16 protein-coding genes are annotated in these 18951 nt (G+C 50.7%); 7 read left to right on the plus strand and 9 right to left on the minus strand.

Features of this window, described 5'->3' with window-relative positions:
- Positions 1–32: 32 nt before the first annotated feature.
- A complete protein-coding gene (gene leuC, locus AACY98_RS05755) occupies positions 33–1454 on the minus strand; it encodes a 3-isopropylmalate dehydratase large subunit (RefSeq protein ID WP_339802723.1) in 1422 nt (473 codons plus the stop codon).
- A gap of 444 nt (positions 1455–1898) precedes the next feature.
- Here leuC and rquA point away from each other — a divergent pair, with 444 nt between their 5' ends.
- Entirely contained in the window at positions 1899–2663 is a 765-nt protein-coding gene (rquA, locus tag AACY98_RS05760) for a rhodoquinone biosynthesis methyltransferase RquA (protein WP_339802726.1), read from the plus strand.
- Between the two features lie 100 nt (positions 2664–2763).
- Here rquA and AACY98_RS05765 read toward each other — a convergent pair whose 3' ends face one another.
- The 7 genes from AACY98_RS05765 to AACY98_RS05795 form a co-directional block, all read right to left on the minus strand.
- Positions 2764–4077 (minus strand): citrate synthase, encoded by a 1314-nt coding sequence (locus AACY98_RS05765; protein WP_126978389.1) that lies wholly within the window; start codon positions 4075–4077, stop codon positions 2764–2766.
- Between the two features lie 20 nt (positions 4078–4097).
- The gene (locus AACY98_RS05770) at positions 4098–4376 is read right to left on the minus strand and encodes a succinate dehydrogenase assembly factor 2 (protein WP_339802730.1); all 279 of its coding nucleotides are present in this window, start codon (positions 4374–4376) and stop codon (positions 4098–4100) included.
- Positions 4377–4442: 66 nt separating this feature from the next.
- Entirely contained in the window at positions 4443–5150 is a 708-nt protein-coding gene (locus AACY98_RS05775) for a succinate dehydrogenase iron-sulfur subunit (protein WP_126978393.1), read from the minus strand.
- Between the two features lie 33 nt (positions 5151–5183).
- The gene (gene sdhA / locus AACY98_RS05780) at positions 5184–6992 is read right to left on the minus strand and encodes a succinate dehydrogenase flavoprotein subunit (protein WP_339802733.1); all 1809 of its coding nucleotides are present in this window, start codon (positions 6990–6992) and stop codon (positions 5184–5186) included.
- Between the two features lie 12 nt (positions 6993–7004).
- The gene (gene sdhD / locus AACY98_RS05785) at positions 7005–7370 is read right to left on the minus strand and encodes a succinate dehydrogenase, hydrophobic membrane anchor protein (protein ID WP_339802736.1); all 366 of its coding nucleotides are present in this window, start codon (positions 7368–7370) and stop codon (positions 7005–7007) included.
- 23 nt (positions 7371–7393) lie between these two features.
- Positions 7394–7822 carry a succinate dehydrogenase, cytochrome b556 subunit gene (gene sdhC / locus AACY98_RS05790; RefSeq protein WP_126978399.1) on the minus strand — a complete coding sequence of 143 codons (429 nt, stop codon included), beginning with the start codon at positions 7820–7822 and terminating at the stop codon, positions 7394–7396.
- A gap of 204 nt (positions 7823–8026) precedes the next feature.
- Positions 8027–8794, minus strand: coding sequence for a GntR family transcriptional regulator (locus tag AACY98_RS05795; RefSeq protein WP_239442005.1), 768 nt, complete (start codon positions 8792–8794; stop codon positions 8027–8029).
- 248 nt (positions 8795–9042) lie between these two features.
- On the opposite strand from AACY98_RS05795, the gene AACY98_RS05800 reads away from it, so the two are divergent.
- From AACY98_RS05800 to phaR, 3 genes are all read left to right on the plus strand, one after another.
- The gene (locus tag AACY98_RS05800; protein WP_339802740.1) at positions 9043–10032 is read left to right on the plus strand and encodes a malate dehydrogenase; all 990 of its coding nucleotides are present in this window, start codon (positions 9043–9045) and stop codon (positions 10030–10032) included.
- 269 nt (positions 10033–10301) lie between these two features.
- A complete protein-coding gene (locus AACY98_RS05805; protein ID WP_339802743.1) occupies positions 10302–11309 on the plus strand; it encodes an HpcH/HpaI aldolase/citrate lyase family protein in 1008 nt (335 codons plus the stop codon).
- A gap of 249 nt (positions 11310–11558) precedes the next feature.
- Positions 11559–12104 (plus strand): polyhydroxyalkanoate synthesis repressor PhaR, encoded by a 546-nt coding sequence (gene phaR, locus AACY98_RS05810; RefSeq protein ID WP_339802746.1) that lies wholly within the window; start codon positions 11559–11561, stop codon positions 12102–12104.
- Between the two features lie 151 nt (positions 12105–12255).
- On the opposite strand, the gene AACY98_RS05815 is transcribed toward phaR, so the two are convergent.
- Positions 12256–12819, minus strand: coding sequence for a phasin family protein (locus AACY98_RS05815; protein ID WP_126978407.1), 564 nt, complete (start codon positions 12817–12819; stop codon positions 12256–12258).
- 289 nt (positions 12820–13108) lie between these two features.
- On the opposite strand from AACY98_RS05815, the gene AACY98_RS05820 reads away from it, so the two are divergent.
- The 3 genes from AACY98_RS05820 (at position 13109) to phaC (ending at position 18782) form a co-directional block, all read left to right on the plus strand.
- The gene (locus AACY98_RS05820; protein WP_339802749.1) at positions 13109–15841 is read left to right on the plus strand and encodes a DUF3141 domain-containing protein; all 2733 of its coding nucleotides are present in this window, start codon (positions 13109–13111) and stop codon (positions 15839–15841) included.
- A 348-nt stretch (positions 15842–16189) separates the two neighbouring features.
- Complete coding sequence (phbB, locus tag AACY98_RS05825; RefSeq protein ID WP_126978411.1) at positions 16190–16933, plus strand: acetoacetyl-CoA reductase; 744 nt, start codon at positions 16190–16192, stop codon at positions 16931–16933.
- Between the two features lie 130 nt (positions 16934–17063).
- A complete protein-coding gene (phaC, locus tag AACY98_RS05830) occupies positions 17064–18782 on the plus strand; it encodes a class I poly(R)-hydroxyalkanoic acid synthase (protein ID WP_339802752.1) in 1719 nt (572 codons plus the stop codon).
- Positions 18783–18951: the final 169 nt, after the last annotated feature.

Here is an 18951-nt window from a genome sequence, read left to right on the forward strand (position 1 = left end):
GCATGAATCAAAATCAAATTAAAGATCCGCAACTACACAATACGGCGCACATCAACAAAATGCCCTTCTATCGCAGCCGCTGCTGCCATGGCCGGGCTCACTAAATGGGTCCGTCCCCCGGCTCCCTGGCGTCCTTCAAAATTCCGGTTGGACGTTGAAGCACAGCGCTCTCCCGGTTCCAGCCGGTCGGCATTCATCGCCAGACACATGGAACATCCGGGCTCACGCCACTCAAAACCGGCAGCTTTAAAAATCTGGTCCAGCCCTTCCCGTTCGGCCTGTTCACGCACCAGCCCGGAACCGGGCACCACCATCGCCAGCTTGACGTTAGTTGCAATTTTACGGCCTAATTTTTTGACAACGGCTGCCGCTTCGCGCATGTCCTCAATACGTGCATTGGTACACGAGCCAATGAAAACCTTATCCACATAAATATCAGCCATTGGCTTGTTAGGCTCAAGCCCCATATAGCTCAAGGCGCGTTCAATACCAGCACGTTTGCCGGCATCTTTTTCTTTATCGGGATCAGGCACTTTGGCATCAATGGGCAATACCATTTCCGGCGAAGTGCCCCAAGTGACCTGTGGCATGATCTGGCTGGCATCCAGCGTAACCACCTTATCCCATTGGGCATCGGCATCCGAATGCAGCGTACGCCAGTAGGTAATCGCCTGCTCCAGCGCCACCCCTGTAGGCGCTAAAGGACGGCCCTTCACATAGTCGATGGTTTTTCCATCCACCGCCACCAGCCCTGCGCGTGCACCGGCTTCAATCGCCATATTGCACAATGTCATGCGCCCTTCCATCGACAGCGCCCGCACCGCATCGCCGGCAAACTCAATGGTATAGCCAGTTCCGCCTGCAGTGCCGATTTTGCCGATCACCGCCAGTGCAATATCTTTCGCGCTGCATCCTTTGGGCAATACACCATCCACCTTGACCAGCATGTTCTTCATCTTCTTGGCCAGCAATGTCTGCGTTGCCATCACATGCTCAACTTCGCTGGTACCAATACCATGTGCCAATGCGCCAAATGCGCCATGCGTTGAGGTATGCGAGTCACCACACACCACTGTCATGCCGGGCAGGGTGGCACCATTTTCAGGGCCAATCACATGCACAATCCCCTGACGCTGATCCATGAAAGGAAAATAGGCCGCAGCACCATATTCCTGAATGTTTTTATCCAGCGTGGTGATCTGTTGTTTGGAGATCGGGTCCTGAATGCCATCATAGCCCTGCTCCCAATGCGTAGTCGGGGTATTATGGTCCGCCGTTGCCACAATGGAACTGGGGCGCCACAGCTTCCGGCCAGCCATACGCAGCCCTTCAAACGCCTGAGGACTGGTCACCTCATGCACCAGATGGCGGTCGATATAAAGCGTGGCCGTACCATCTTCTTCCGTACGAACCACGTGCTCATTCCATAATTTATCGTAAAGCGTATAACCCATTTTGACCTGATTTCACCGTTGTAATATATAAATTATTCATCCGCTGGCAAAATGCCTGCACTGGCCTGACCTTGACCAAACCGCCAGGAACCACATTCTCCGCTATTCTGCACGCGTCAAAATCCAGGATGCGCTCCAAAATACCGGTTTGGCGATCTGCTATTATAAAGCCTTTGACATTATCATCAGGCCGCCCGGGTCGATCAGATCCCCTCTTTTTACCCATTACGCATAACCATAATGCAAGCACAACTAGTTACAAAGAACTAAGCTGCTCTAAATATAATGGCCTAGTTTTTTGGAAAAGCCCTGCAAAACAGCAGAGCATAAAGATCAATTTATGATCTAACTCAAGCTCCTTGCACCATAATGAGGCTATCTTTTAACCGTGGGATGCTGCTCACAAAGCCTGTTTTCCTCAACCCTAAAAGCATACAACCAGTCATGAACCCAAACCAACTACAATCGGCCGTCAACCAAGACATTGACGCTGAAGCACCGCCCACCTCCATCAAACAAAACGCCACATCCTTACCTGCCATCCCAGAATACCTTTCCAGCACCTATACCTGGGCTTACCTGAACCCCAAATCTGTTGCGCGGCTTGATCAAGGTCTGGTGGTTTCAACCATTCTGTGGGGCAATGCCAACCGGCTCATGAGAGCTGCCGTCAATGAATTCTCTGCCGGACAGCATGTGCTGCAATCGGCCTGCGTGTATGGCTCCATCACACCCGACCTGGCCAAAAAAATAGGTTCTGATGGGCAACTGATGGTGGTGGATGTTGCCCCGGTGCAAATTGCCAACATGAAGCGCAAACTGCCTAACACGCCGCAGTTGAATACGCTGATTGCTGACTTGTCCGTGCCGGGCTGCCTGTCTCACCTGCCCGATTATGATGGCGTGTGCTGTTTTTTCCTGCTGCACGAGGTGCCAGTCAAAGAGCGCAGCCAGATTGTTGAAAACCTGTTGCAGAAAGTGAAACCAGGCGGCAAAGTTGTTTTTGTGGATTACCATAAGCCGGCCTGGTGGCATCCGTTGAATCCGATTACCTATACCGTTTTCCATTTCCTGGAGCCGTTTGCCAAATCATTGCTGAGCCAGCCTATACAGGATATTTCACCTTTAGGAAAAGAATACACTTGGCAAAAAAGAACGCTGTTTGGCGGCCTGTACCAGATACTGGTAGGCATCCGGAACAAAGCCTGATACACCGTAAAGAAGATACCGTTTAAACAAACTCTGTCGGTACACCAACATCAAAAATGCCCGCATTTGCGGGCATTTTTCATTCAGCATGATGCTTGGTTTACTTACGCTTGTCCATGGTAGGTACATCGCGTCTTGGAGAACCAATATACAGCTGACGCGGACGACCAATCTTATAATCCGGATCGCTCATCATTTCGTTGAGTTGTGCAATCCAGCCCACCGTACGTGCCAATGCAAAAATGGCTGTGAACATCGGCACCGGAATGCCAATCGCACGCTGCACAATGCCTGAATAGAAGTCCACATTCGGATACAGTTTGCGCTGTACAAAATAATCATCTTCCAGCGCAATCTTCTCCAATGTCATTGCCAGCTTGAACAGCGGATCATTTTCCAGACCCAGCTCCACCAGCACTTCTTTACAGGTTTCCTGCATCAGCTTGGCACGCGGGTCATAGTTTTTATACACGCGGTGACCAAAACCCATCAGGCGCACGCCGGAAGATTTGTCTTTAACCTGGTTGATGAATTCACCAATTTTTTCCACACCACCCATTTTCTGGATGTCTTCCAGCATGTTCAGGCAAGCTTCATTGGCGCCACCATGCGCCGGGCCCCACAGACAGGCCACACCGGCAGAAATTGCAGCAATCGGATTGGTTCCGGAAGAGCCGCACAAACGCACGGTTGACGTCGATGCATTCTGTTCATGGTCAGCGTGCAGGATGAAAATACGATCCAGCGCACGCACCACAGCATCATTGGCTTTGTATTCTTCACAAGGCGTGGCAAACATCATCCGGCAGAAGTTTTCTGCATAGGAGAGCTTGTTGTCCGGATACATAAAGGGCTCGCCCTTATTGTATTTATAGGTCATCGCCACCAGCGTAGGCATCTTGGAAATCAGCCGATGCGCTGCAATGGCGCGGTGCTCAGGGTTATGCACGTCCATGTGGTCATGGTAAAACGCTGACATCGCACCTACCAGGCCGGTCATCACAGCCATCGGGTGCGCATCACGGCGGAAACCACGCAGGAAGAAATGCATCTGTTCATGCATCATGGTGTGGTGCATGATCGTTTCATTGAATGTCTTCTTCTGGTCAGCGTTGGGCAACTCGCCTTCCAGCAACAGATAAGCCACTTCAAGGAAGTCGCACTTTGTTGCCAGTTGCTCGATCGGGTAGCCCCGATAAAGCAACTCACCCTTATCCCCATCAATGTAAGTGATTGACGAGCCGCATGACGCTGTAGACATAAAGCCAGGGTCATAGGTAAATTTATCAGTCTGCGCATACAGCTTTCTGATATCAATCACATCCGGACCAATCGTTCCTTTGTAAATAGGCAACTCGACGCTGGGGCTGCCATCACTGAAAGAAATACTGGCTTTTGTTTCTGAAGGTGTCATCTCTGTTCCTTTTTTATCATCTACTTTTTTACCTTGGCCTGTCGAATCTGCTCAAGCACGGCCTTGACCTCGGGCGTATCCAACTCGCCCTGCGGCTCTTTACGTGCCATCAGCAGATCCAGCAGATCACTGTCACTGAGCTCCATCAAGCTCAATAATGCTAAAGCCTGTGGTTGTGACAAATTGTCTCCGTAACAAGAAAAAAACCGCTCAATGAGCAGATCATTTTCCAGCATACCGCGCCGGCAGCGCCAGCGCAGTAACCCTAAGTTCAGAGGGGTATCAGCCTCTTGCGTCATTTTAGGCCTTCATCTCTCTTGTTTCAAATGTGTTCTTAATAACGTCAACGCACTTGTTTGCATTGATCAAACAGCACGCCTTACCATCATTTCCTTGATTTTGCCAATGGCCTTGGTCGGGTTCAGACTCTTCGGACAAACATCCACACAGTTCATAATGGTATGACAACGGAATAACCGATAAGGATCCTCCAGATTATCCAGACGCTCTTCAGTCCCTTTGTCCCGGCTGTCCGCCAGGAAACGGTATGCCTGCAACAGGCCGGCAGGACCAACGAATTTATCCGGATTCCACCAGAAGCTCGGGCAACTGGTAGAACAACTGGCGCACAGAATACATTCATAAAGGCCATTGAGCTCTTCACGCTCTTCCGGTGACTGCAGGCGCTCTTTTTCAGGCGGTGGGTCGTCGTTGATCAGATAAGGTTTGATCGAGTTGTACTGATTGAAAAAGTGCGTCATATCCACAATCAGATCCCGGATCACCGGCAGACCGGGCAAGGGCTTGAGCACAATCGGATCAGCCAGGCTGCGCAGATTAGCCAGACAGGACAAACCGTTCTTGCCGTTGATGTTCATTGCATCAGACCCGCACACGCCTTCGCGGCATGAACGACGGAATGACAGTGTCGGATCAATCGCCTTGAGCTTAACCAGTGCATCCAGCAGCATGCGTTCATGCCCTTCGAGTTCAATCTCGATGGTCTGCATGTAGGGTTTCTCATCCTTATCCGGATCGTAGCGGTAAATTTTGAAAGTACGTTTGATTGTCATGGGGAATTACTTTCTTAAAACCTTGTTGATATATTAAAAAGTACGGGGCTTGGGCGGTACGGTAGGCACCGTCAATGGCTGCATACGCACAGGTTTATATTCCAGGTGGTTGTCTTCACTGAACCACAGGGTATGTTTAAGCCATTCCTGGTCATTACGACCCAATGGATGATCAGGATCATCTGCCGGGCGTTCATAATCATCCACCGAGTGCGCGCCACGACACTCATGGCGTGCAGCAGCAGACAGCATCGTTGCCTTGGCAACCTCGATCAGGTTCTCCACTTCCAGCGCCTCCATGCGCGCTGTATTCCAGACCATCGATTTATCCTTGAGCGTAATGCCCGGCACACGCTCGGCAATCTTCATGATCTCCTTGACACCTTCATCCATCTTGGCCTGGGTGCGGAACACGCCCGCATGTGTTTGCATGCACTGGCGAATATCGTTCGCCACATTCTGCGCATACTCACCACCGGTCGATTGATCCAGATGTGCCACGCGCGCCAAGGCGGCATCTGCCGCATCGGCGGGCAGATCCTTGTGCGAGCGTGTCTGCTTGCACAAATCCACCATGTGGTTACCTGCCGAGCGGCCAAACACCACCAGATCCAGCAGCGAGTTGGTGCCCAGACGGTTGGCGCCATGCACGCTAACGCAGGAGCATTCGCCTACCGCGTACAGGCCATTCACCACCTTCTGATTGCCTTGTCCGTCAGGCACAACCACCTGCCCATGCACATTGGTCGGAATGCCACCCATCTGATAGTGAATGGTCGGCACCACCGGGATAGGCTCTTTGGTAATATCCACGTTGGCAAAATTCAAACCGATTTCAAATACGGAAGGCAGCCGTTTATGGATGGTTTCAGCACCCAGGTGATCCAGCTTCAGCAGCACATAATCTTTATTGGGACCACAGCCACGGCCTTCTTTGATTTCCTGGTCCATTGAGCGCGATACAAAATCGCGCGGTGCCAGATCCTTCAGTGTCGGTGCATAACGTTCCATGAAACGCTCGCCTTCGCTGTTGATCAGAATCGCGCCTTCACCACGACAGCCTTCTGTCAGCAACACACCGGCGCCAGCCACACCTGTGGGGTGGAACTGCCAGAACTCCATATCCTGCAACGGTATGCCGGCACGCGCCACCATACCCAAACCATCGCCGGTATTGATGAACGCGTTGGTAGACGCCTGGAATACACGCCCTGCACCCCCCGTAGCCAGCAAAGTGGCCTTGGCCTCCAGCACATAAATGTCGCCGGTTTCAAGCTCCATGGCCGTCACGCCCACCACATCGCCATCAGCATCGCGGATCAGATCCAGCGCCATCCATTCCACAAAGAAATTGGTATGCGCTTTCACATTCTGCTGATACAGCGTATGCAGCAATGCATGCCCGGTACGGTCGGCTGCCGCACAGGCACGCTGCACCGGCTTTTCACCATGGTTGGCGGTATGGCCGCCGAAAGGACGCTGGTAAATCGTACCATCGGCATTGCGGTCAAACGGCATGCCGAAGTGCTCCAGCTCATACACCGCAGCAGGTGCCTGGCGGCACATGAACTCAATGGCATCCTGATCGCCCAGCCAGTCCGAGCCTTTCACCGTATCGTAAAAGTGCCATTCCCAGCTATCCTCAGACATGTTGCCTAACGAGGCACCAATACCGCCCTGCGCAGCCACTGTGTGCGAGCGGGTAGGAAATACTTTTGATAAAACAGCCACGCTTAAACCTGCGCGTGACATCTGCAATGCGGCCCGCATACCGGAACCACCGGCACCAACGATGACCACATCAAACTGACGCTTGGGGAGTTTTTTTGTAGTTACTGACATTTTAATTTTTCCTCACAGACTCCAAAGCACTTGAATCGCCCACCCTGAGCAGCCAATCAGCCATACCAGCGTAAACACGTGTAAAAACAGTCGCAAACCGACCGGTTTGATATAGTCCATAAAAACATCACGGACCCCCACCCAGACGTGGTAGAGCAAAGCCAGAATGGTAAGCAACGTTAAAACTTTCATCCACTGCGGCGTAAATACGGCAACCCAGCCTTCATAACCCAAAGCGCCGGAAGTGCAGATCACACGCAATGCCAGCACCACAATGAACAACGCCATCAAAACAGCGGTAACACGCTGTGCCAGCCAGTCTTTCAAGCCGTAATGAGCACCGACCACCAGCCGTTTAGAACCATATGTTGTAGACATTTTTTTCGACTCCTGATCAATGCTTAATACAAGCCAAACAATTTGGCACCCAGCCCAGCCGTAAGCAGCAACGACACAATCAGCGAAATGATTGCGGTTGACTTACCCTGCTCTTTGCTGACGTTGTGATGCACGTCGGCCATCACATGGCGCAAACCGGCGCACAGGTGGTGCATCAAGGCCCAGATCAATCCCAGGCACACCAGCTTGACAAACCAGCCCGGCACAAAAGCGCAGCCGTTATCAATGAAGTTGGTAAATACCGCATAGGTTTCTTTACTGCGCAAACTGGCATCAAACATCCATATCACAAACGGCAACAGGATGAACATGATCACCCCGGTAATACGATGAAGAATGGAAACCCATGCCGCAATCGGCATGCGATAACTCAAGATGTCACCCAGTCCGATGTTTCGGATCTCTGGGCGCTTTTTTGCTTGATCTTGCATAACAAGGCGCCTTCTTTATTAAAGTAAATATCATGGGAGGAACAATAGATAACATCAGGAATTGTAGTTCAAGGGTTTGCCCACAAAGCACAAAACCCCCATATGATGCTATCGTGATTTTCGGGGATCAGTGTCAAATTTCGTTTTCTTAATCTGTGTTGTCTCCATCAACTTTTATTACATCAGCAAAATAAATACTGCGTTTTAATTCAACTCGTTACGGTAATAATAATCTTCAGTACGGTAAAAGCCGCGTCGGTACTCCACCGGCACATCTCCGTACGTATACGAGGTGCGCAAAACCTGCAACAAAGGCAAACCTTCATCAACCTGTAGCAATGCTGCCACATCTTTGGTGGCAGCAATTGCCGAGATCTGTTCCGTAGCGCGGATCATGCGCACACCATACTCTGATTCAAACAGTGCATACATCGGCCCGCGATATTTGGATAAACGTTGCGCAGTCAATGTCTCAAACAATTTATAGGGCAGCCAGATTTCGTCCAGCACCACCGGTGCCTGGTCTGAGCTCAGCACGCGCCGGATCTCCAGCACCTGCTTATCGCCTTTCAACTGCAGCACAGATGCCACATTGGCCGGTGCCTTCAAGCTCTGGCAGTCAATGAAACGCCGGTGCAATGGGCGCACCTCACCATTGTTGGGCTGCAAACGTAAAAAACGATACTGAATTTTTTCTTCGTGGTGGGTCGCAACAAACGTTCCCTTACCCTGTTTGCGCACCAGCAAATTCTCTGCCGACAATTCGTCAATTGCTTTGCGGACTGTCCCCTGGCTCACTCCGAAACGCGCAGCCAGTTCAATCTCGCTGGGAATAACCTCGCCTGGTTTCCATTCGGCAGAACGCAAACTCGCAATAATCAAGTTCTTGATCTGGCGGTATAAAGGACTGTAAGATGGCGTGGCAGCCTCTTCTGTTTTTGCAGTCGCAGATGGTTTTGTATTTTCAGGCATGGTCATCGTTGTGATACAAACATATGTCCTGGCAATCATAACAAGATGTTTGATTCTTTATATCTTACATAAGATATAAGACTATTGACGACGTGCCACCCCTTTTCTGGACTCTTCCACTATGATATCGATCATTTTCTGATGTACAACTCTCCCCATTGGAACGACAATGTACTGTTCGACACACAGGAAATCATAGACTAAGCGTTTATAAACGCCTAAATACAAAAACTGATATGGAGTCATCAATGAACAAAAAACCCGTTCGCGTTGCCGTCACTGGTGCCGCAGGTCAAATCGGCTATTCGCTGTTATTCAGAATTGCATCCGGTGAAATGCTTGGCAAAGACCAGCCCATCATCCTGCAACTGCTTGAAATTCCTAATGAAAAAGCGCAGCAAGCGCTTAAAGGCGTCATGATGGAACTGGAAGACTGCGCCTTCCCGCTGCTCGCAGGTATGGAAGCCCACAGCGACCCGATGACCGCATTTAAAGACATCGACTATGCTTTGCTGGTTGGTGCCCGTCCGCGCGGCCCTGGTATGGAGCGCAAAGACCTGCTGTCTGCCAACGCTCAGATCTTTACCGAGCAGGGCAAGGCGCTGAATGCCGTTGCAAGCCGTCGCGTTAAAGTCCTGGTAGTCGGCAACCCGGCCAACACCAATGCCTATATTGCCATGAAGTCTGCGCCTGACCTGCCGGCGAAAAACTTCACAGCCATGCTGCGCCTGGACCACAACCGTGCGCTGGCTCAGTTGTCTACCAAACTGAAAAAACCCGTTACCGCCTTTGAAAAACTGTGCGTATGGGGCAACCATTCCCCAACCATGTATGCGGACTACCGCTTTGCCACAGCAGACGGCCAAAGCGTTAAAGACGCCATCAACGATCAGGAATGGAACAAAAACGTGTTCCTGCCCACCGTTGGTAAACGTGGTGCCGCCATCATTGAAGCACGTGGCCTGTCATCAGCCGCATCGGCTGCCAATGCGGCCATTGAGCACATGCGCGACTGGGCACTGGGCTCCAACGGCGCCTGGGTGACCATGGGCGTGCCCTCCAACGGCGAATATGGCATTCCAAAAGAAGTCGTTTTCGGCTTCCCGGTTACCACCAGCAACGGTGAATACAAAATCGTGGAAGGACTGGAAATCGATGAATTCTCCAAAGAGCGTATCGCCCTGACACTCAAAGAGTTGCAGGAAGAACAGGATGGCGTGAAAGGCCTGTTGAAATAATTGGCATCGCCCCATTATTTCAGCAGCAGTTAACACACATCTGCTGTATCGCGTTAAAGGCCGTTTTTAAACGGCCTTTTTTCATGGCAACAAGCATCAGCATCCCGCGCTGAATTCATTCATACCCCACCTTTGCATTGCTTCATACCTGTTTTGCAACAAAGCATGTTTCAGAGCAAAATCCAGATTTTGGGCATTCCACTGAACTGCCAACACACCCTAGTCTGGATACAATACGTGCCATACACACCGAACCACATACAGAACTCATGAATACACTCTTGCCACAGGATGCCCTGTTTGACGGCAATGCTGAGCCATGGACCAGCCTGCCTGTCTGCGACCACTATGCCGGTATCGAAAAACGCATGATCAAAAGCCTTGAAATGCAGGCAGAAATGGGCCCCGTTTTTGATGTCACGCTGGATGCAGAAGATGGCGCACCGATCGGGGGAGAAAACGACCATATTGAATTAATCGCCTCCATCATCAATTCCGAGGCCAATCTTTACAACCGTGTCGGTGCCCGTGTACACCCCGTTACACACCCAGCTTTTGAAAATGATGTGCGCATGCTGTTTAAACACGGCATTTCCCGCCTGGCTTATCTCATGCTGCCCAAAGCCAGAAATCTGGATGACGTACGCAACGCCATTGCGTTTATCAGCCGCTGCGCTGATGAAGCCAATGCGCCGTTGCCCCCATTGCATGCCCTGATAGAAACCCATGGTGCGTTGCACGACGTCTGGTCAATCGCCAGCCTGGCGCAGATACAGTCACTTTCATTTGGCCTGATGGATTTTGTCTCTGCGCACGGCGGAGCCATACCTGCCCAGGGCATGGGAGCCCAGGGACAGTTTACACACCCTCTGGTGGTACGCGCCAAGCTTGAGATTGCGGCCTCTTGTCATGCCCACGGCAAAACACCATCCCACAGCGTCATTACCGAGTTTAATAATGCTGACATTGTCTTTGCAGCAGCACGCAAAGCCAGCCAGCAGTTCGGCTATACCCGCATGTGGAGCATTCACCCCAGCCAGATCCGACCTATCGTTGATGCGTTTAAACCCGATCTGGTCGAAATCAATGACGCATGCCAGATTTTGATGCTGGCTTACCAGAACAACTGGGCTCCAATCCGTTACAAATCTGAAGGGCAGGACAGCCTGCATGACCGTGCCAGCTATCGCTACTACTGGCATATTTTGCGCCGCGCCAAACAAACAGGCTGTGCCCTGCCGCAAGAAGTCGAGCACCTGTTTTTTGAACACCAATAACGCACTTCAGCACAGCCGCATATCCTGGCAGAATTTCAAAAACCTCCTCAATTTCACAAGTGCACTTCCAGGGGAAACAAAGAGGCCTTTGATCCTGAGTTTCTGCCGGGTCATACCATTGGTGTTATATTACGCATGAACTCTCAGGGCATTTGCGGGCTGATCGATCCCGTGGAACCGCCCCAAATAATTCGCCTGCGTATCTCAACGCTGCGACTGGATGGACCTTTTTCATGTCTTTGAAAGAAAATGACAAAATCTACTGAATCATCTGAAACACGGATCATTAAAAAATACGCCAACCGGCGACTGTACGATACCCAGACAGGCAGCCACCTGACACTGAGCGACATCAGGCACTTGGTCGCGGAAGATGCGCAGTTTCAAATCGTTGATGCCAAAACCGGCGAAGACCTGACACGCAGCGTTTTGCTGCAAATCATCAAAGAAGCCGAGAGCGAAGGCAACCCGATACTCTCGGACGACTCACTTCGCGCCATTATCCGTTTCTACGGTCCGCTGCAAAGCATGATGGGCGGATACCTGGAAAAAAGCATCCAGTCGATGATGGAAATTCATACCCAGGCCAACGCACAATCGTCCAAGGCATGGGAAACATTTCTGCACAACCAGATTCCGGCCATGCAAAATGTCATGAACCAGTACATGGAACAAGCCAAGCAGCTTTACCTGAGCTCGCAAAACATGTTTGGCCTGTTCTCAGGCACACCGAATGCCGATGCTCCCAAAGAGACCAGCACAACCAAAGGTAGCGACGCTGGCAACGAGAAGTAACCATCCACATTCACTGAATCAGGCATAAAAAAGGGTTCTCTGTAGAGAACCCTTTTTACTGCAGTAAACCGTATCTTCCATGTAGCACATTCAGCGCTGCCAGATCAGGTATCCCTCATCTTATGGAAGATATCTTGCTTAACTTACTGCATTATTTTTTGCTGGTAGCTTTGGTTGCAGCGGTGGTAGCCTGAGCAGCAGCAGAAGCAGCAGCAGAAATACCGCCTTCTACCAGTTCAGAAGCCTGTTTAACAGTCTTCTGAGCGTTTTCATACAGTGTGTTAGCTGCATCAACAGCGGTTTTCCAAGCAGCAATCACGGGTTCTGAACCGCCAGGAGCGTTCTTGGCAACAGACTCAACGATTTCATGCAGGTCTTCTGTACCTTTTTTCAACTGGCTTTCGGCCAGCTTAGCAATTTCAGCCTGTGTTTTAGACAGAACGTCATACACTTCGCGATTAATTTCCAGCAAAGCGCCAGATTGTGCAGGAGCCTGAGCCAGAGCACTTTGGAATTCAGCAAAAGATTGGGGATCACGCACGTTCAATGCTTTTTGGAAAGTTTTGATGCTTTCGCTGGTGGCTGAACGCAGAGCTTTCAACTGCAACTGAGACAGCTTTTCAACGCTGTCAAACACTTTGTCTGTCAGTTTCTGCAGTGTATCCAGGTTGCTCTTTTGTGCAGCCTGAAATTTTTCAGTATCAAATGCGGCCATGTTTGTATCTCCTAAATATAAAAAATCGATCAAAGAATGAAATCAGCAATTAGCAATTCCTGCGAGCAGCAATCCATCAAACAGCAGGACCTAGAACTGAATTGTGATGGAATTTTACATCAAATGCAAGAATTTTTTTGCGTTGCACAAAAAAATGCAATGAAAGCAGTGCGGACTTCCCCCAAATGAGGCTATACTTCGGATAAAACCCTATAGAATCATAAAGGAAAATTGTAACTATACGGTTTTTCTGAATTTGACCCAATTCCCATAAGAACAGGAGATTGTCGTGAGTGAAGAAACATTTTTTGCTAAGCAAAAAGAGCTGGCAATGTCATTTGAGAAACTCGGACGCAGCCTTCAAGAACTCACTGATATTCAATCTGACCATGGTTTTGCAGCGATACAACGTAAACAAGAAGCCGCATTAGCCCCTTTTTCATCAGGGCTTTTCAACAAAGTTCCTTCCTTCAAAGACTGGAGCGACTACCTGGTTGACTTCAGCCAGCGCATGGTTTTGTATTGGGACACCTTGCGTCAGCGTGCAGACAACATGATTGCCGATGAACAAAACGGCTACCCATGGGTTTTGAAATTCGATTACGAAATCCTGGTTGACGGCAAGGATCTGCCCGACCCGGTCAACTACTGCCTGCTCAGAATACTGCCCGACCCCGGACAAAAAATTGACAACACACGCCAGCCGATTGTGATCGTCGATCCGCGTGGCGGACACGGCTCAGGTATTGGCGGGTTCAAAAAATCCTCTGAAATCGGTGAAAGCCTGCGTGCCGGCCATCCCACCTATTTCATTGCCTTTCGCAATGCGCCAGAGCCTGGTCAAACGATCATCACGGCAGGCAAAGCACAGGCATATTTCCTGGAGCAGGTCATTGCCCGCCACCCGAAAAGCCCCAAACCCGTCATCATCGGGAATTGCCAGGCCGGCTGGGCCGTCATGGGGTTGGCAGCCTCCCGGCCAGACCTGGAAAGCCTGGTCATTATCAACGGTGCGCCGCTGTCTTACTGGGCAGGCGTCAAAGGGCAGAACCCGATGCGCTATGCTGCAGGCCTGATGGGCGGCGCATGGATGACACGTTTTGGCAGCGATATTGGCAACGGTATTTTTGATGGCGCCTGGCTGGTGATCAATTTTGAAAACCTGAATCCCGCCAACACCTGGTGGAGCAAAGATTACAACCTGTTTTCCAAGGTCGATACTGAAGCTCCCCGCTACCTGGATTTTGAACGCTGGTGGTGTGCTCCCACTTTATTCAACAGTGAAGAAATCGAGTCCATTGTTGATGAACTGTTTATTGGTAACCGCCTGACAGGCGGCGTATCAGGCCGCGCCGGCTCTCCGCTGAACCTGCGCAACATCAAATGCCCGGTCGTGGTGTTCTGTTCCTCCGGTGACAACATCACACCGCCCCAACAGGCGCTCAACTGGGTGGTCGACTTATACCCCAATGACATGTTGCTGCGCGCCTCAGGCCGTACCATTGTTTACCTGAAACACGCCAGTGTCGGGCACTTGGGCATATTTGTTTCCGGCCGGGTTGCCGAGCGCGAACACCGTGAACTTATCAATGCCATTGACAGCATCAAAGCACTGCCACCCGGTTTGTTTGAACTGGTCATTGACGATGTGCAGCAGTCCGACGGCAAAGAGAAAATTTACCAGGTTCATTATGAAAAACGCAGCATCAAAGACCTGATCAGCGCTGACCAGGATGGACGCACCGACGAAGCCGAGTTTGAACTGGTCGACCGTTTGTCAGAAATCAACTCAACGCTTTATGACTGGTGTGTACGCCCCTGGCTCTCGAACTCCGTCAATGAGCTTTCAGCCCGCCTGTTCAGAGAGTTTTTCTATTTCCGCTCCAACAGAAGAATGTGGAGCAGCACCAACCCCGCATTGTGGTGGCTGCCCGGTATGGCACAACAGGTCAAGGCCAGCAGAGCCCCTGCCCACCCTGACAACCCCCTGCTGGGCTGGCAGGAGGCCACATCCGACAATATTGAGGCCAGCCTTGATGCCTACCGTGCCACACGCGACTCTTTTGTCGAAACCATTTTCCACCTGATGTACGGTACGCTCAACGCCATTACCGGCGAAGGCACTGCGGCACAGAAAAGCCCGATTGATGTTGAGGCTGTCAGCCATGATCTGGTTGAAAAACTGGAAGGGCTTCTGACACAGGGCGGCACACGCGAAGCTGTCATCCGGATCATCCTTTTGCTTACCCAGTCCAAAGACAAACTGGACCAGCGGTTTTTAGATGCGGCAGTCAACTTCTGCCGCCAACAAGGAGAGAGCGTATCGCCACAGGAATGGGATATGCTGCGCGAAACCATCAAGGTCCAGAACCTGCTGGTCTTCACATATCCCAAAGACAGCCTGAAAACACTGCCGGCCCTGTTGCGTACCAAAGCAGATCGTCAGGACGTGATTGCTTTCATCAAAGCCAGCGCTCAGTTTTTCCCGGCTGATTCTGTGGACAAAATGCGCCCCATGTGGCAAAAAATTCTGGAAGTTCTGGAGCTGCCTGTCTCTCGTACCGAAAAACTGGCCCAAACATCAGACACGCCAAAGCCGGTCGCAACCAATCGCGCTCCTGCAGCAGCCTCTGAAAAGAAAACGGCTGTTCCACAACAAACTTCTTTTCTGCCCGCAGCAAGTGAGGTCGTAAAACCCAAAGCACCCGCTACCGCAGCACCTGCTAAAGCAACACCCCCGGCTAAAGCGGCTGCAACACCTGCTGCGGCAAAACCCTCGCAACCCAAAGTCAAGCCTGTTGCCAAAAAAGCGGCTCAACCCAAAGCGGTGGTCGCCTCCAAAGCCAAAACTCCAGTCAAGGCTGCGGGAAAACCTGCAGCAAAACCTGTGGCAGCATCTGTTGCAGGCAAAAAAAATGCATCAACACCCAAGCGCACCGAGTCTCCCAAACTACCCGTAAAGGCAGTTCCCCAAAAACAGACTCTGCGCACCCCACAAAAAACAACACGCAAGAAAGGTTAATACCATAGAAAACCATCAAAGATCTGATGCACTTTGGCAGGCCGCGGCAGCCTTTCATCCCGGCCTAAAACACAGGGTTATCTGTCATACACCTGCCACTAAGAAGGTCTACAATGGTTTCGATAAATATTAAATTGACAGGGCAAACATTCAAAATCGATTTTTGAGTGTTATTACGCATACATATTTGTATGAAACATGATAAACATGTAAATTTTTGAGTCGGCAATGAAAACACTGACCCCCTTCTGGTAACTTGACTGAGTCAAATTTGACAATTGCCTGTTGGATTGCTTTGGTGTTCTTATTAATCCGTTAAACTTTATTTTTTACCCGTTGGAGGAACTTATGACAACAAAACGTATTGCACTGGTTACCGGAGGCATGGGCGGAATCGGAACTGTGATTTGCCAGTATCTGCACAAACAAGGACATACTGTCATTGCAGCACATACACCCAATGCCAGCAATCAGCAGGAATGGCTGAGTGAGCAGAAAAAACTGGGTTTCAATTTTGAAAGCGTTGGTTTTGACGTTGCCGACTGGGACTCTGTTTCAGCAGCACTCAAAGAAGTACAGGAACGCGTTGGCACCATTGATATTCTGGTCAACAATGCAGGTATCACACGCGACGGCATGATGAAAAAAATGCCGGTTGAAAACTGGGATGCCGTGATCAAAACCAACCTGAGCAGCATGTTCTACGCCAGCAAATGCGTGGTTGACGCCATGCTTGCCAAAGGCTGGGGCCGTATCATCAATATTTCTTCGGTGAATGGCCAGCGTGGTCAGTTTGGCCAATCCAACTATTCTGCTGCCAAAGCCGGCGTACACGGCTTTACCATGGCAATGGCACGCGAAGTGGCCGCCAAGGGCATTACAGTCAACACCGTGTCCCCAGGCTACATTGAAACACCGATGACCGCCATGATGAAACCCGAAGTGCTGCAACAGATTACTTCAGGCATTCCTATCGGCCGTCTGGGCAAACCTGAGGAAATTGCTTCCATCGTTGCCTGGCTGGCTTCTGATGAAGCGGCTTACTGCATTGGCGGAGATTTCAGCGTCAACGGCGGCCTGAATATGCAATAACGCCTTTTGGTACCTGAACCCCGCCTGTGTTCCCTATTAAAAATGCAGGTGGTGTTCTGGCTGGCAACATCAAATCAACAAACAACCGATACCCCCAGGCGTGTTTAAAAACGCAATTGGAGAATAACAAATGACAGCAAAGCAAGAAGAAAAGGCTTTCACAGACTTCTGGTCTGTGCAGACACCTTTTACAGCCATATCCACCATTGAAAGCCTCAAACTGTGGATCGGTTCCAATCCATGGTTTTCACACTGCGATACATCCACATGGTTTGATGTGGATACCCAGCAGTTAGACAAACTCCAGCTTGAATACCAGGCACAGTGGTTCAAACTGTGCAGCAAGCTGATGACACGCGAGGCCTTCACTTTTGATGATGCCCGCTTCAAAGCCAAAGAATGGTCAGACCCGATGTATGGTGCCGTTGCTGCGTTGTATCTGATGAACTGCACCTTTCTCCAAGAAACCGTCAAGCTGCTGAAAATTGACGACCCTAAAGCGCAACGCCGGCTCGATTATCTGCTGGAGCAGACACTGGCCGCCGCCGCACCCAGCAACTTTCTGTTCACCAACCCGGAAGCTATTGACAAAATGGTCCAGACACAGGGTGCCAGCCTTTTTTCGGGCATGCTGCACTGGATGGACGATGTTAAGGCCGGCGTATTGCGCCAGTCCGACAAAGACGATTTCCAGGTTGGCGTAGATCTGGCTGTAACGCCCGGAACCGTTATCTTCCAAAATGAGATGCTGCAACTGATTCAGTATGCACCATCCACCGAAACCCAGTACAAAATTCCTCTGCTGGTTGTGCCACCGTGCATCAACAAATACTACATCATGGACCTGCGTCCCAAGAACTCCCTGATCAAATACATGGTTGAGCAGGGACATCAGGTCTTTTTGATCTCATGGCGCAACATGGATATTTCCATGGCAGAAACCTCATGGGATGACTACCTGCAAAAAGGTGTCATTGCGGCCATGAGTGTGGTGCGCTCCATCTCTGGCGTACACGATATCAACACCCTTGGTTTCTGCGTGGGCGGCACACTGCTGACACAGGCCCTGGCCGTACTTGCGGCCCGTGGCGATACTCCTCCCAACAGTCTGACGCTGCTCACCAGCTTCCTGGACTTTATGGACACCGGCCCGATTGACGTTTATGTTGACGAGCAGACTGTCAACTACCACGAAGTCACTGTCGGCGGAAAAGCCGGCCATTACGGCATCTTCCGTGGTGAAGACATGGCCAATACATTTTCCATCCTGCGCCCCAACGAGTTGTGGTGGAACTATAACGTTGACAAATACCTCAAGGGTGAAAAACCCCGTGCATTTGACATCCTGTTCTGGAACAACGACAGCAGCAACCTGCCCGGCAAAATGTACTCCTACTATTTACGCCACGGCTATCTGCAAAACGACTTCAAATCAGGCGAAATGCAGATGTGCGGCGTCACCATGGATTACCACAACGTCACCGCACCGGCTTACATCTACGCCTCACGCAAAGACCATATCGTGCCATGGGAAAGCGCCTATGCCTCCACAGCCATCCTGCCAGGGCAAAAACGTTTTGTATTAGGCGCATCGGGTCACATTGCAGGCGTTATCAACCCGCCTGCTGACAACAAACGCTCCTACTGGACCAATGACAAGCTGGTCAAAAAAGCGCAGGACTGGATCAACAAGGCTACAGAACATACAGGTAGCTGGTGGCCTGACTGGGCCCAATGGCAGGCCCAATACGGTGGGGAAAAAATTCCTGCCGTTACCAAGGCCGGAAGCCCTGCATTCCCACCCATTGAACCGGCTCCGGGAAGTTATGTGATGCGGTCTGCAACATAATTTGCCACGCTGCATCACCCGTTAAAAAGCCACCGCTCCCGGTGGCTTTTTTTATGAAAAATGCTTGCTCACTGATAAATGCAACGCCGTTGCAGGAAATATTACCGCACACTCCGCTTTTTCCATCATGGTTACCCTGTATATGATGCAAATTAAACCATTTCATAGC

Source organism: Saezia sanguinis (assembly GCF_963921665.1).
Classification (GTDB): domain Bacteria; phylum Pseudomonadota; class Gammaproteobacteria; order Burkholderiales; family Burkholderiaceae_C; genus Saezia; species Saezia sanguinis.

What these genes read in the sequence shown, in the direction of transcription:
- leuC (WP_339802723.1), bottom strand. Translation starts at nt 1,454, where the DNA reads ATGGGTTATACGCTTTACGATAAATTATGGAATGAGCACGTGGTTCGT.
- rquA (WP_339802726.1), top strand. Translation starts at nt 1,899, where the DNA reads ATGAACCCAAACCAACTACAATCGGCCGTCAACCAAGACATTGACGCT.
- AACY98_RS05765 (WP_126978389.1), bottom strand. Translation starts at nt 4,077, where the DNA reads ATGACACCTTCAGAAACAAAAGCCAGTATTTCTTTCAGTGATGGCAGC.
- AACY98_RS05770 (WP_339802730.1), bottom strand. Translation starts at nt 4,376, where the DNA reads ATGACGCAAGAGGCTGATACCCCTCTGAACTTAGGGTTACTGCGCTGG.
- AACY98_RS05775 (WP_126978393.1), bottom strand. Translation starts at nt 5,150, where the DNA reads ATGACAATCAAACGTACTTTCAAAATTTACCGCTACGATCCGGATAAG.
- sdhA (WP_339802733.1), bottom strand. Translation starts at nt 6,992, where the DNA reads ATGTCAGTAACTACAAAAAAACTCCCCAAGCGTCAGTTTGATGTGGTC.
- sdhD (WP_339802736.1), bottom strand. Translation starts at nt 7,370, where the DNA reads ATGTCTACAACATATGGTTCTAAACGGCTGGTGGTCGGTGCTCATTAC.
- sdhC (WP_126978399.1), bottom strand. Translation starts at nt 7,822, where the DNA reads ATGCAAGATCAAGCAAAAAAGCGCCCAGAGATCCGAAACATCGGACTG.
- AACY98_RS05795 (WP_239442005.1), bottom strand. Translation starts at nt 8,794, where the DNA reads ATGCCTGAAAATACAAAACCATCTGCGACTGCAAAAACAGAAGAGGCT.
- AACY98_RS05800 (WP_339802740.1), top strand. Translation starts at nt 9,043, where the DNA reads ATGAACAAAAAACCCGTTCGCGTTGCCGTCACTGGTGCCGCAGGTCAA.
- AACY98_RS05805 (WP_339802743.1), top strand. Translation starts at nt 10,302, where the DNA reads ATGAATACACTCTTGCCACAGGATGCCCTGTTTGACGGCAATGCTGAG.
- phaR (WP_339802746.1), top strand. Translation starts at nt 11,559, where the DNA reads ATGACAAAATCTACTGAATCATCTGAAACACGGATCATTAAAAAATAC.
- AACY98_RS05815 (WP_126978407.1), bottom strand. Translation starts at nt 12,819, where the DNA reads ATGGCCGCATTTGATACTGAAAAATTTCAGGCTGCACAAAAGAGCAAC.
- phbB (WP_126978411.1), top strand. Translation starts at nt 16,190, where the DNA reads ATGACAACAAAACGTATTGCACTGGTTACCGGAGGCATGGGCGGAATC.
- phaC (WP_339802752.1), top strand. Translation starts at nt 17,064, where the DNA reads ATGACAGCAAAGCAAGAAGAAAAGGCTTTCACAGACTTCTGGTCTGTG.